Origin of the sequence: Emticicia aquatilis, from assembly GCF_014644295.1 — a bacterium.
Lineage (GTDB): Bacteria > Bacteroidota > Bacteroidia > Cytophagales > Spirosomataceae > Emticicia > Emticicia aquatilis.
In genome coordinates, this window is record NZ_BMKK01000012.1 from 99,078 (window position 1) to 112,624 (window position 13,547).

The following is a 13,547-nucleotide window of genomic DNA, read 5'->3' on the forward strand; positions in this document are numbered from 1 at the left end:
TTTTATGCGTTAGATAAGCACTTCATTACAAGAGACTTACAAATCAAAAAATAATTTAAAACAAAAAAATGGCACGCGATTTAAAATTCACAAGAAATATCGGTATTGCTGCCCACATTGATGCGGGTAAAACCACTACCACTGAGCGTATCCTTTACTATGCGGGCGTTAGTCACAAAATCGGTGAGGTACACGATGGTGCAGCAACGATGGACTGGATGGAGCAAGAACAAGAAAGAGGTATCACTATCACTTCGGCAGCTACAACCGTTGGTTGGGACTACCGTGGCGATAAATACCATATCAACATCATTGATACCCCAGGTCACGTTGACTTTACTGTGGAAGTAAACCGTTCTTTACGTGTATTAGATGGTCTTGTATTTTTATTTAGTGCGGTTGATGGTGTTGAGCCTCAATCTGAAACTAACTGGCGTTTAGCTAACAACTATAACGTTGCTCGTTTGGGCTTCGTAAATAAAATGGACCGCTCGGGTGCTGACTTCTTGAACGTGTGTAAGCAAGTGAAAGAAATGTTGGGTAGCTACGCTGTGCCATTGCAATTACCAATCGGTTCGGAAGATAACTTCAAAGGTGTTGTTGACTTAATCAACTTCCGTGGTATGATTTGGAATGAGGCTGACAAAGGTATGACATACCAAGTTGTGCCAATTCCTGATGATATGTTGGAAGAAGCAACAGAATATCGTGAGAAATTATTAGAAGCAGTAGCTGAATTTGACGAAACTTTGATGGAGAAATACTTCGAAGACCCAGAGTCAATCACTGAAGATGAAATCTTGGCTGCTCTTCGTGAAGCAACTATCGCAATGAAAATCGTTCCGATGCTTTGCGGTTCTTCATTCAAAAACAAAGGTGTACAAACAATGCTTGACCTTGTGATGGCTTTATTGCCTTCTCCATTGGACAAAAAAGCGATTGTTGGTACTGACCCTAATACAGGTGCAGAAATTACTCGTCGTCCATCAGAAGATGAGCCATTTGCAGCGTTGGCGTTTAAAATCGCAACTGACCCTTACGTTGGTCGTTTGTGCTTTATCCGTGCTTACTCAGGTGGTTTGGATGCAGGTTCTTATATCTTGAACAACCGTTCTGGAAATAAAGAGCGTATCTCTCGTATCTTCCAAATGCACGCTAACAAGCAAAACTCAATTCCAAGATTGGGTGCTGGTGATATCGGTGCGGTTGTAGGTTTCAAAGACATCAAAACTGGTGATACTTTGACTGATGAGAAAAACCCAATCGTTCTTGAATCAATGGTATTCCCTGACCCAGTTATCGGGTATGCAATTGAGCCTAAGAAAACAGCTGACCAAGATAACTTCTCGAAAGCTATCACTAAGCTTATCGAAGAAGACCCAACGCTTACAGTTGAGTCGAACGAAGAAACAGGTCAGACTATCATCCGTGGTATGGGTGAGCTTCACCTTGAAATCATCATCGACCGTATGCGTCGTGAGTTTAAGGTGGAAGTAAACCAAGGTGCTCCGCAGGTTGCTTACAAAGAGACGTTAACAAAATCATTCGAACACCGTGAAGTTTACAAGAAACAATCGGGTGGTCGTGGTAAATTTGCTGACATCGTATTTGAAATCAGCCCACGTGCAGATGGAAAACCAGGTTTAGAGTTCGTAAACGAAATCGTAGGTGGTGTTATTCCTCGTGAATTTATCCCTGCTATTCAAAAAGGATTTGAGTCTGCAATGGTAAATGGACCATTGGCTGGTTTCCCAGTTGACTCAATGAAAGTTCGTTTGTTCCACGGTTCTTACCACGACGTTGACTCTGATTCATTATCATTCGAGATGGCTGGACGTTTAGGTTTCAAAGAAGCTGCTCGTCAAGCTGGTCCTAAAATTCTTGAGCCAATCATGGCAGTTGAGGTAATCACTCCAGACGAATATACAGGTCCTATCACTGGTGACTTAAACCGTCGTCGTGGTATGATGAAAGGTATGGATACAAAAGCTGGTTCGCAAGTAATCAAAGCTGATGTGCCTTTGTCAGAATTGTTCGGTTATGTAACTGACCTTCGTACAATGTCATCTGGTCGTGCAACGGCTAACTTGACGTTTGACCACTACGAAATCGTACCTCAAAACATCGCTGATGGAATTGCTAAGAAAAACGCTTAATTCCTCAGTTGAAGTTTAATCATAAAAAAATCCTCTGTTAACAATAACAGGGGATTTTTTGTTGGATAGCAGGGCGTATGCGATACACCGCTACACTCGCTCAATAATCACGGCATAACCCATGCCCACACCTACACACATAGAAGCAAGGGCGTAGCGTTTGTTGGTCCTAACGAGTTGATTTACAGCCGCTTGAATGATACGAGTTCCCGACATTCCGAGTGGATGACCGAGAGCAATTGCTCCACCGTTTGGATTAATACGGGCATCATCATCAGCTAAACCAAGGTTTCTTGAAACTGCCAAACATTGTGCTGCGAAGGCTTCATTAAACTCAATTACGTCTATATCGTTTAGGGTCAAACCTGCTTTTTGGAGGGCTTTTTGAGTTGCTCCAACTGGCCCAATTCCCATGATTCGTGGCTCTACTCCTACTACGGCCGATGATACGATTCTGGCTTTTGGTGTAAGATTATAGCTTTTTACGGCATTTTCTGAGGCAATATACATCGCTGCTGCTCCATCATTCAAACCCGAAGCGTTCCCTGCGGTAACAGTTCCATTTTCTTTTTTGAATGACGCTTTTAATTTGGCTAAACCTTCTAAGGTAGAACTTCCTTTGATAAATTCATCTTTATCAAAAATTGTTACGTTGCCTTTTCTGTCAGTCAATTCAACACCTATAATTTCTTCGGCTAAAACACCACTCTGTTGTGCAGCAAAGGCTTTTTGTTGTGAGCGAAGAGCAAATAAATCTTGGTCTTCACGACTGATACTATACATTTCGGCTAAGTTTTCGGCAGTTACGCCCATGGCATCAGTGCCATACATTTTGTGCATTTGTGGATTCACAAAACGCCATCCGAAACATGAGTCAAAAAGTTGCACATCTCCACCAAATGGTTTTGATGATTTACTCATCACCATAGGTCCACGAGTCATGTGTTCCATTCCTCCCGCAATAAAAACCTCGCCATCGCCTGCTTTGATAGCACGATTAGCATGAATTACGGCCGATATTCCCGAAGAACATAAACGATTGACAGTTTCTCCTGGAACTGTATAAGGTAAACCCGCTAAAAGCAAGGCCATACGAGCCACATTTCGGTTATCTTCTCCTGCTTGATTATGACAACCCAAAATCACATCTTCGATGGCTTCGAGTGGGATATTGGGGTTTCTTTTAGTTAATTCTTTGATTGGTAAGGCTGCCAAGTCATCGGCACGCATAGGAGATAAACTGCCACCAAAACTTCCGATTGGTGTGCGTATGGCATCTATGATATATGATTCTTTCATTCTTTTGATATTGGAATGCTGATAACGACGCTAATTTTGAAATCCGTACTTATCAGCGTTACGATAGTATCTGCGGTATCAGCATGCCATTTTTATGATAGTTTTATGTCAAAATTAGCACTTGTTTTGGCTTTTACTTCTTCTAAAGCAACATTTGGCATGAGTCCGATAAGCGTAAGTTTACCTGCTGGATAGGCAAAGACCGCCAAATCAGTAATAATCATGCTTACTACACCCGAAGCAGTCAAAGGCAAAACACACGATGGTACAATTTTAGGGGAACCATCAGAATTTGTGTGTGTCATAGTGATAATCAATCGCTTTGCTCCTTTGGCTAAATCCATTGCTCCACCTACACCCAAAAGCGGTTTCCCTGGTACTGCCCAGTTCGCAAGATTTGCGGCTTCGTCACATTCTAAACCTCCCATGATGGCCACGTCGATATGTCCACCACGAATCATCGCAAACGATTCGGCACTATCAAAATAGCTACTTCCTTGCAATGGCGTTACGGGAATTTTTCCTGCATTTACTGGGTAATTCATTGCTCCGCCACCATCAGTTGGTACTGGACCTACACCCAACATTCCGTTTTCGGTATGAAGAATAATTCCATGTTCTTCTGTTATTAAATCGGCTACCAAAGTCGGAATACCGATTCCGAGGTTTACTACATCGCCTTTTTTTAGTTCGGCCAACGCACGCTTTGCCATGTTCATTCTGACTTCATCTACTTTCTTTGAAGAAGAAACTGATGCCGATGTACCTAAATCTTCGAGTGTAAGCGTAGCTTGTACTAAATAATCTACAAAACAACCTTGTGTATGCACATTTTCGGGGGCAATTTCGCCAACAGGAACAATTGCCTCCACTTCAGCAATGACCAAATCGGCAGCGGTTGCCATTGCTTTATTAAAGTTATTTTCTGTCATTCGGTATTGTAGATTTCCTGCGGTATCAGCACGCCAAGCACGGATAAACGCCACATTTCCTCTGATTCCTTTGATGAAAACCTGCTCTACGCCATCAATCACTTTGGTTTCACGGCCTTCGGCAATTTTTGTTCCTGCTGAGGTGGGTGTGTAAAATCCACCGATACCTGCACCGCCCGCACGAATGGCCTCGGCCAGTGTTCCTTGCGGTAAAAGTTCAGCTTCAACCAAACCTGCTTGCACAGCTTTTACGGCATTTGGATTTGAGGTAAAAAATGAGCCTATTACTTTTTTGAGTTGTCCGTTTGCGAGAAGTCTATCGCCACCCAAACCCGGTTCACCAGTGTTATTTCCTATAAAAGTTAGGTTTCTCGTGCCTGTTTCGGCCAATGCGTGCATCAAGTGAACAGGATTTCCTGTCATCCCGAAGCCACCTTGTAGTAAAACATCGCCCTCTTTGACCATCGAAGCGGCTGTATGTAAATCTATTATGGGTACTTGTTTCATGTAGTCTTTTTTATATGTTAATATAATCTGCGAACTGGAAGTTCGCTCCACAGTTTATTCAAACGCCTCAAACGGCAAACCGACATAATTTTCGGCAATGGTCTTTTGATAAGCTTCTGACATTCTTAAATAATCAAATTTTGACTTTTGCAATAATTGCTCAAAACTGCCATTTTCTGCTTGCTTGTGGCACAAATATGTCATAAAGTTTGAGAAATCTTGTACTCGCCAAACTCTTGAAACACATTTTTTAGTGTAATTATTTAATGCATCTTCGTTGCCATTTTTATAGAAATCCGTAATTCCTTTAGCTAAATTTCTTACATCGGCTACTGCCAAATTTAAGCCTTTTGCACCCGTTGGCGGCACAATGTGAGCGGCATCTCCTGCCAAAAACAAGCGTCCGGCTTGAAGATTATCAATCATAAAACTACGCATTGGCGTAATTCCTTTTTCAAAAATTTCTCCTTTGTCAAGTTCAATACCCAAACGATTTTCGAGCTCAGTCCAGATTTGCTCGTCCGACCAATTTTCTATTTTTTCATCGTTAGGTACTTGTAAATATAAGCGACACACCTTCTCAGAACGCATACTTGCCAAGGCAAAACCTTCGTGGTGAAAAGCATAAATCAATTCATCATAAGTGGGTTTTGAATAAGCCAATATTCCCAGCCAACTAAACGGATATTCAATCTTGAATTCGTTATAAGATTCTTTGGGTAATGTTTTTCGGCCTAAACCGTGAAAACCATCTGTTCCTGCTACAAAATCGCAGTTTAAAATAGCATTTTCTCCGCCATGAGTAAACGAAATACTTGGCTCTTCGGTCATAAAATCATTGATTTCGGTCGCTTCTGCCTCAAAAATGATTTCAATTTTTCTATCCAAACAAGCTTTTATCAAGTCTTTTACAACTTCTTGCTGACCATAAATAGTTACTTCTCTTTGCGTATGTTTCTGAAAATCAATGCGTTGCGTAATACCATTGTAGGCAATATAACAACCATGATGCACCAACCCTTCTTGGTGGAGACGGTCAGCTACGCCCAGTTCTTCAAAAACTTCTACGGTATTATGTTCTAAAAGGCCTGCACGAACACGGTTTTCGACGTATTCTCGGCTACGGTTTTCTATAATTACACATTTAATACCCTGCTTTTGTAGCATTAAAGCCAACGTAAGTCCAGCAGGGCCAGCACCGATAATTCCAACCTGGGTTTTTATTGTTTTCATTATAAATATGGTCTGTTGTTTATGAAATGTTGACTCCTAATTCTCTAAATACTTCTTCGGCGGCGTGAGTTGCTTCATTAGCAGCTGGTAAACCACAATACAAAGCCGATTGCATGATTACCTCTTTGATTTCATCGACCGTAACACCATTATTAAAGGCTGCTCTGACGTGCATCTTAAACTCGGTTTGGCGGTTGAGAGCAATTAACATCGCCATCGTGATAAGGCTACGGTTATGTTTTGAAAGATTGGGTCTTGTCCAAACTTCGCCCCACGCATAATTAGTTATAAACGACTGAAAATCAGCATTAAACTCATTTATTTTGCTATTTGCTCGGTCAACGTGAGTATTTCCTAAAACCGTTCGGCGGACGTGCATTCCTTTATCAAAAGTGGCTTCGCCTACAAAAAAATCTATTAAAACTTGGGCGTATTCTTTCGGCAGTTCGGTGGCGGCTAAGTGGCGAGCATGAAGAACCTTTAATTGAGCATTTGGAATGTTGGAAACTAAAAACTCTGCTTGCTCGACATTCGTAACGGGGTCTTCATCGCCTGTGATAACTAAAGTTTCAACGCTCAAATTTTGTAGTTGATTTCTGAAATCGGCATCACGAATGGCACAGCAACAATTTGAATAACCCAGCACATCGCTTCGCAAAAACATGGCGTGTGTTTCGGATACTTTTTGCGGATTTTGTTTTCGGAAATCTTCGGTAAACCAACGCTCCATTGTGTCTTCAACGATTGCTTGCATTCCATTCTTTGAAATGGTTTCGATACGACCATTCCAGCGTTCGTCGTTCCCAATTTTTGCCCCTGTATTGCTCAAAACTATCTTTTTAAAGCGATTTGGGTGATTTATACCAAGATATTGTCCAATCAAACCACCCATCGAAAATCCACAATAATAGGCGGTTTCGATGTTAAGTTCGTCCATTAAATTGATTACATCTTTGCCCAATAATTCTATTGTATAGCCTTCGTTTCTGATGTTATTTTTTGAACCACCATGTCCACGAGTATCGTATTGTAATACTCTGAAATATGGTAATAAATATGGAATCAGTTCTTCCCACATCATCATTTCCGAACCTAATGAGTTGGAGAAAATCAAAACGGGACTGTTTGGTGTACCTTGTATTTTATAGTTCATCATCATTTTAGTATTTCATCAATTATTTCCAAACTATTCCCAATCGAGTTTTCGGCTTTAAATAATTCTTCTAAATTTGGTAAATCGACATTCATTTCTTCGAGGATATCTTTTAGATGTTTTTGTTGATAAATGGCTGATTTACAGGCTTTTTCAACTAATTCATGAGCATTAATTTTACCTATTTTTGTGGCCAGTGCCAGCGAGACATTTTCAGCATAAATCAAACCTTTAGTCAATTCAAGATTTTGTAGCATTCTCTGCTCATCAACTTCTAAACCTAAAATCAATTCTATGGCTTTTTCAATACTTCCTGCCGTAAGCAACATAATTTCGGTTAAAACTTCCCATTCTGAATGCCACAATCCTGCTGAACGCTCGTGTTCTTGGGGCATCGAAGCCAATATAGTAGCTACCAAATTTGGAATTCGGTTGGCATTAGCCAATATAGCAGCACATGTAACAGGGTTTCGCTTATGCGGCATAGTACTGGAGCCACCTTTGCCCTCGCCCGCTCCTTCAAATACTTCACCAACTTCGGTTTGCATCATTAATGATACATCTTTGGCGATTTTTCCAAGCGATTGATTTAATATCCCGAAAACGGATGCGGCTTCAACTAAATTATCACGGTTTGATTGCCACGAAAACGATGGTTTTAAGTCGAGAATATCGGCAAGACTTTGCTGAACGAGCTTTGACAAATTTGCATTTCCACTACCAACTGCTCCTCCCAGCTGAATGACCAAAACCCGTTTCTGAGTATTTTTCATTCGTTCTTTGCTTCGCTCAATGCTTTGCAGCCATCCTGAAGTTTTAAGGCCAAACGTAATTGGGCGGGCTTGTTGGAGAAGCGTCCGACCAATCATCAATGTACTACGGTGTTTTTTTGTAGTTTCTACTAATAAATTCGATAATTCGGTCAGTTTATCATTTAGCCAGTACCAATATTCCTGCATCTGCAAAACAGTTGCGGTATCTACCACATCTTGGCTGGTTGCTCCTAAATGTACATATTTCGATGCCTCTACATCATTATTCTTTACGATTCGAGTAAGCTGCTTCACCAAAGGAATAGCGGCATTTCCACCCAACTTTATCTCTGATTTGAGTTTATCAATATCAATAAAGTCTGCCTGACAGCAACTTTCGATGATTTGGGCAGCTTGGGGTGGAATAATACCATTTTCGGCTTGAGCAACTGCCAAAGCTCCCTCAAAACGCAGCATTTGAGCGATTATCTGATGGTCAGAGAATAAATTGTTTATATCCTTTGAATAAAAGTATTCCGAATAAAGAGACATATTTTTGTTCTCCTTTAGGGGTTAGGGGTTTTATACTTCAAAAAACACAGTTTCGTTTTCGCCTTGCATATTGATATTGAACTCATACAAATTATTGCCTTGTTTCTCGGCAATTAATGTATTTTTTCTATCAACAGGAATAGCATTTAGCACTTCGTCAGCTGCATTGAGTTGAGCCTCGTCAGAAAAATAAATGCGAGTATAAGAATGTATCAGCTGCCCACGCATAAAAACAATTACTGAAAGATACGGAGCTTGCCCATCAATTGATTTTGGCTTAATTGTGCTAAAAATAAAGCGATTCTGAGCATCAGTTCCTGTACCGAAACGCCCAAAAAGTTGATTTTCGCCATCATTTTGCCAAATTTCAATCATTGCATCAGGTATCACATCACCATTACCATCGAAAACTTTTCCTGTAATGGTGATAGCTTCGCTGTGTTCGATTGGACTAACCATCTGATTACCAACCAATTGCTTGAAATCATATAAATATTGCTCGGGTGTAAGTCCATAAGCAAAGTATGGGCCTACTGTTTGCGAGGGAGTTTGTTTCATTTCAATTTACGATTTACGAATGACGATTTACGATTAAGAACATTTGTTCCGTAAATCGTTACTCAAAGACTGTCTTTGTTTTTTTACAATTTTTCAAAAGGTGTTGCGTTGTGGCCTCTTAGTACAAAATCGAAGCGGTAGCCGAGAGCAAAGTTTGGCTCGGTGGCATCTAAATCGAATTTTGAGATTAATAATTCACGGCCTTTTGGTGGAACACCCAAGAAAATCGGGTCATGCTGCAAGAGCGGGTCGCCAGGGAAATACATTTGTGTAACCAAACGATTGGTAATATTTGCCCCAAACAACGAAAAATGTATGTGATTCGGACGCCAAGCGTTGTAATGGTTTCCCCAAGGATATGCCCCAGGTTTGATAGTATAAAACTTATAATTCCCATCTTTATCGGTCATGCAACGCCCTGCACCTAAGAAATTCGGGTCGAGTGGGGCATCGTGTTGGTCAACTTTGTGTACGTAACGACCGCATGAGTTAGCTTGCCAAATTTCAATCAAAGTGTTTGGGATTGGCTGTCCATTTTCATTCATTACCTTGCCGTGAACTACAATTCTTTCGCCCAATGGTTCACCATTTTTTATTGAATTTTTGGTAAGGTCGTGGTCGAATTCTCCTAAATTGAAATCTCCAAAAACTGGGCCTGTGAGTTCAGAAAGCGATTGTTTCAAAATAACTAAAGGTTTGGTTGGAGCTCGCAGAATTGTTGATTTGTATTCAGGAGCTAAGTACGGCGGATGTACTTCACGGTCGAATTGATTATAAATGATATTGCTCATTTGGTTGAGAATTAGAGGTATTGAATAGCCATTTTTACCCTACAAAAGTATTCTAATTATCAAACTTAATCTTGGATTAATCAAAATAAGACTTGTACAATTTAAACATACTATTTTATAAAATTCAATAATTATAGTATATTTATGAAATAAAATATTGATTAAAAAGAACTTATGATAGAAAATGGCATAAATCAATGAAATAATGATTGTAAAAAATAAACATGAGTAATTCGAAGCAGATTATCAATTTCAAAGGTCTTTATGGCGATAATCATTATCCGCTTTTGCCCGATTTTATTCATCATGAGTCGCTCGAAGTGCGGAGTAAGATGTATGATTGGGAAATCAACGAACATCTACACACCGATTTATGTCAGATTTTTATGATTGAGTCGGGAAGTGGGGTTCTGATTTCGGAGCAAAATGAAGTTGCTATCGAAGGCCCTTGCTTGATTATGATTCCGACCAATACCCTGCACGGTTTTGCTTTTGAGCCAAGTATCATTGGTGAAGTTTTAACTTTTTCGGAAAATTTTCTGGAAACGCTTTTCAAAAATTCGCCCAAAATTCTGCTCGAACTCAATCATTTGAAATACCTCCAGTTTGATAATGACCCGAGTATTTTTGAACAAATAAAGAATTATAAAAGCCTGATTTTGAAAGAGTTATACGAGGAGAATCTCGAAAAACAAACCGTTGTTCAGTCGTTGTTTACTTTATTTTTTATCAGTATCTATCGTTTTAGTTTTTCACTCAAAAACACCATTTCAGCTTCGGATAACCGTACTTTGATGTATTTTCAAGCATTTCAGAAGCACATCAAGCGTACGATACAAGAAACCAAATCCATAAGCGAATACGCCAAAGAATTAAATATCACAACCGTACATCTCAACCGAATCTGTAATGCTTTAGTGCAGAAATCGGCTTTGCAGATTGTGCAGGATTATCTGATTGCCGAGGCCAAAAAGTATTTGCTTAATACAAATTATTCGATTTCAGAGGTGTCGTATTTACTCAATTTTAAAGACCCTGCTTACTTTACACGACTTTTTAAGAAACAAACGGGGGTTTCGCCAAGCGAATTCAAGAAAATATAATAGAAAAGGCGACCGAAGCCGCCATTTTCTAAGTAGAAATTTATGTAAGTGTTTTAAGAAATTACGAGTGGTGAATGACGAACAGTTCGCCGTTGCGATTACATTTTTTCAAGACTTACAAACTTTGAACATTTAAAGAATTTTACTCCACGAAACCTGCTTTTGCCTTTTGACCAGTTTTTACCCAATTTCTCAGTTCATCAAAAGCTTTACCAGTTTGTTCGTTAGTAAAGTTACAATGGCCTTGCCCATTTGTGTATTTTACGCTAAAGTACTGTTGTTTTCCCTGCTTTTGAATCAAATTTTCGTAACTCACAATCGCCAAATCGGCAGGAATCAGTTGGTCATAAATCGTATGTAAAGCCAAAGCTGGTTTATCAATTGCTCCAGTTCTATCATATTTATCGAATAAAATATTCTGACTAACCGTTGCGGCCAATCTCTCGGCTTTCTGGTTTACGAGCAAGCTATTCGGAAATCTTCCATAAACAGTATTGGTATTGTCGTAAGGATTTCCACCTGCTTTCTGAGCAATATCACGCAAAACACCTTCACCAAATGCTAAAGAAAAAGCTAAATCATCAGGTTTTAAATCAAAATGTTTGGCAAATTCAACAGCGAGTAAAGAATCTTTAGCATAAATTGCTTTTTTCATCAATACGGCCTTACGAAAACCCGCCTGCATAGAAATTGGCTCTTTTGGCTTCGACATATCAAAAATATCATGCAGAGAAGTAGCGATACCAGGGAAAAGCCCATTGAAAGTAGCAAATAAATCGAACTCCTTGCGGGTTTGCAGATAAACACGCCCTGCCAGCGGACACATCGGAAAGCCTCCGTTATAATTTTGTCCGTAGTTTTCGAGCGTAGCCAACGTTATGCCACCACCCATCGAATGCCCAGTCATGAACGTTGAATCGGGCTGACCGTATTTTTTTACAAAGTATTGTCGCAGAGCCTCCGTATCATCGACTCCTTGAACCAAAGCCAAGCCTTGAAACGCATAATCAGAAGAGGCTACGGCAAAGCCTCTTTCCAAAAAAGGTGTCATTCGCTTCGGAAATTCTGGATTTTGACTTTGTGCAGGCTTCGACCCCATAAATTCGTAGCCGTGTGCATACATCACCAATTTTCCTTTCCAATTTTCGGGAAAAAGAATCCGATATTTCGCTCCATTGATGCTGCCTGTATCAATTTTGGCAACATTTTGAGCAAAAATTGCCTGTGTGATAAATAACAAGATTAAGACTTTTTTCATGGTGAATAGCTACGAATTAAGTTTTATAATAATAGGTTAGTACGCAGGTCGAATCTGGAGACGGCCGACGCTCGGTTCGACCCACAGTTTTATGCTTCTCCCCAAACTTTTAGAGCGGTATTTACTGTCAAATCAAGCTTACGCCATTGGTCATCGTGGCTCATGTCGTTACCGTGGTGAGTTGACGAAAAACCACATTGAGGGCTCACACACAGATTTTCGATTGGCGTATATTGTGCCGCTTCGTCGATACGCTTGCAGAGGTCATCAATGTTTTCGAGTTCACGTTTTTTCGATGAAATGATTCCCAAAACAACTTTTTTGTTATTCGGAACAAAACGAAGCGGAGCAAAATCGCCCGAACGCTCGTCGTCGTATTCGAGCAAATAACGGTCAACATTAATCGAATTGAAGAGAATTTCGGCAACTGGTTCATAACCACCTTCGGCAAACCACGTACTGCGATAATTTCCACGACAAAGGTGAATACCCACCGTCAAATCGGCTGGACGATTATCAATTACTGAGTTGATAAGAGCTGCATACGTGCGAGGAAGCTCATTCGGGTCTTCGCCCCTTGCTTGAGCAGCTGCACGCATTTTAGGGTCGCAGAGATACGCCAAATTGGTATCGTCAAGCTGCAAATAACGCAAGCCCGCATCGTATAAATGAGCGATTTCTTCACGATAAGCAGCAGATAAATCGGCAAAAAACTCGTCCATATCAGGGTACGAATTAATATCAATTGATTTGCGGCCACCACGGAAGTGAATCATGGTTGGTGAAGGAATCGAAACTTTTGGCGTCTGCGAAACAACCGTTTTTAGATAATTAAAATCGGCTACTTGAATGTCTTTTACGTGTTTGAGCTTGCCTGTTACACTCAAAACAGGTGGTGTAAAACCATCTTCGGCAGCTTTGGCATTTGGGTTAGCTTCAATACCTCCCGTTACGCTTACACCTGCCAATTCTTTCAAAAAATCGAGGTGGAAATAATCACGACGGAACTCTCCATCGGTGATGGCTTTCATGCCTGTTGCTTCTAAATGCTTTACAGTTTCGGCAATCCCTGCATCTTCGATTGCTCTTAGTTCTTCCGCAGAAATTTCTCCTTTTTTCCACTTCAAACGGTTCTCTTTTACTTCTGGTGTGCGTAGTAAGCTACCCACGTGGTCGGCTCTGAAATTTGACATTTTCTTTAGTTTTTGAGGGCTGACGTTTTTATAAAACACTAAACATCAACCATTAATCAT

11 protein-coding genes are annotated in these 13,547 nt (G+C 40.3%); 2 read left to right on the forward strand and 9 right to left on the reverse strand.

Annotated elements, in window-relative coordinates; genetic code table 11:
- Positions 1-68 precede the first annotated feature (68 nt).
- Positions 69-2,156, forward strand: coding sequence for an elongation factor G (fusA, locus tag IEX65_RS22990; RefSeq protein ID WP_188769776.1), 2,088 nt, complete (start codon positions 69-71; stop codon positions 2,154-2,156).
- A gap of 90 nt (positions 2,157-2,246) precedes the next feature.
- Here the strand turns inward: fusA and pcaF are convergent, their stop codons facing one another.
- The 7 genes from pcaF to pcaH form a co-directional block, all read right to left on the reverse strand.
- On the reverse strand, positions 2,247-3,455 hold the full coding sequence (gene pcaF / locus IEX65_RS22995) for a 3-oxoadipyl-CoA thiolase (RefSeq protein WP_188769778.1): 1,209 nt from the start codon (positions 3,453-3,455) through the stop codon (positions 2,247-2,249).
- A gap of 92 nt (positions 3,456-3,547) precedes the next feature.
- Positions 3,548-4,894: a 3-oxoacid CoA-transferase gene (locus IEX65_RS23000; RefSeq protein ID WP_188769780.1), complete on the reverse strand. Its 1,347-nt coding sequence runs from the start codon at positions 4,892-4,894 to the stop codon at positions 3,548-3,550.
- 54 nt (positions 4,895-4,948) lie between these two features.
- A complete protein-coding gene (locus tag IEX65_RS23005; RefSeq protein WP_188769782.1) occupies positions 4,949-6,127 on the reverse strand; it encodes a 4-hydroxybenzoate 3-monooxygenase in 1,179 nt (392 codons plus the stop codon).
- 19 nt (positions 6,128-6,146) lie between these two features.
- The gene (pcaDC, locus tag IEX65_RS23010) at positions 6,147-7,283 is read right to left on the reverse strand and encodes a bifunctional 3-oxoadipate enol-lactonase/4-carboxymuconolactone decarboxylase PcaDC (RefSeq protein ID WP_445447105.1); all 1,137 of its coding nucleotides are present in this window, start codon (positions 7,281-7,283) and stop codon (positions 6,147-6,149) included.
- Complete coding sequence (gene pcaB / locus IEX65_RS23015; protein ID WP_188769787.1) at positions 7,283-8,584, reverse strand: 3-carboxy-cis,cis-muconate cycloisomerase; 1,302 nt, start codon at positions 8,582-8,584, stop codon at positions 7,283-7,285. The genes pcaDC and pcaB overlap by 1 nt, the downstream gene beginning before the upstream one ends.
- A 30-nt stretch (positions 8,585-8,614) precedes the next feature.
- Positions 8,615-9,142, reverse strand: coding sequence for a protocatechuate 3,4-dioxygenase subunit alpha (gene pcaG / locus IEX65_RS23020; RefSeq protein ID WP_188769789.1), 528 nt, complete (start codon positions 9,140-9,142; stop codon positions 8,615-8,617).
- A gap of 83 nt (positions 9,143-9,225) precedes the next feature.
- Positions 9,226-9,933, reverse strand: a complete 708-nt coding sequence (pcaH, locus tag IEX65_RS23025) for a protocatechuate 3,4-dioxygenase subunit beta (protein WP_188769790.1) — start codon at positions 9,931-9,933, stop codon at positions 9,226-9,228.
- Between the two features lie 224 nt (positions 9,934-10,157).
- Between pcaH and IEX65_RS23030 the strand changes: the two genes are divergently transcribed.
- A complete protein-coding gene (locus IEX65_RS23030; RefSeq protein WP_188769792.1) occupies positions 10,158-11,036 on the forward strand; it encodes a helix-turn-helix domain-containing protein in 879 nt (292 codons plus the stop codon).
- Positions 11,037-11,178: 142 nt separating this feature from the next.
- Here the strand turns inward: IEX65_RS23030 and IEX65_RS23035 are convergent, their stop codons facing one another.
- Entirely contained in the window at positions 11,179-12,294 is a 1,116-nt protein-coding gene (locus IEX65_RS23035; protein WP_188769794.1) for an alpha/beta hydrolase, read from the reverse strand.
- An 89-nt stretch (positions 12,295-12,383) separates the two neighbouring features.
- Positions 12,384-13,487: a 5-methyltetrahydropteroyltriglutamate--homocysteine S-methyltransferase gene (locus IEX65_RS23040; protein WP_188769796.1), complete on the reverse strand. Its 1,104-nt coding sequence runs from the start codon at positions 13,485-13,487 to the stop codon at positions 12,384-12,386.
- Between the last annotated feature and the right edge of the window lie 60 nt (positions 13,488-13,547).

Coding starts and splice junctions, on each gene's coding strand:
- IEX65_RS23030 (WP_188769792.1), top strand. CDS start 10,158: ATGAGTAATTCGAAGCAGATTATCAATTTCAAAGGTCTTTATGGCGAT.
- pcaB (WP_188769787.1), bottom strand. CDS start 8,584: ATGTCTCTTTATTCGGAATACTTTTATTCAAAGGATATAAACAATTTA.
- pcaDC (WP_445447105.1), bottom strand. CDS start 7,283: ATGATGAACTATAAAATACAAGGTACACCAAACAGTCCCGTTTTGATT.
- IEX65_RS23000 (WP_188769780.1), bottom strand. CDS start 4,894: ATGAAACAAGTACCCATAATAGATTTACATACAGCCGCTTCGATGGTC.
- IEX65_RS23040 (WP_188769796.1), bottom strand. CDS start 13,487: ATGTCAAATTTCAGAGCCGACCACGTGGGTAGCTTACTACGCACACCA.
- fusA (WP_188769776.1), top strand. CDS start 69: ATGGCACGCGATTTAAAATTCACAAGAAATATCGGTATTGCTGCCCAC.
- IEX65_RS23035 (WP_188769794.1), bottom strand. CDS start 12,294: ATGAAAAAAGTCTTAATCTTGTTATTTATCACACAGGCAATTTTTGCT.
- IEX65_RS23005 (WP_188769782.1), bottom strand. CDS start 6,127: ATGAAAACAATAAAAACCCAGGTTGGAATTATCGGTGCTGGCCCTGCT.
- pcaH (WP_188769790.1), bottom strand. CDS start 9,933: ATGAGCAATATCATTTATAATCAATTCGACCGTGAAGTACATCCGCCG.
- pcaG (WP_188769789.1), bottom strand. CDS start 9,142: ATGAAACAAACTCCCTCGCAAACAGTAGGCCCATACTTTGCTTATGGA.
- pcaF (WP_188769778.1), bottom strand. CDS start 3,455: ATGAAAGAATCATATATCATAGATGCCATACGCACACCAATCGGAAGT.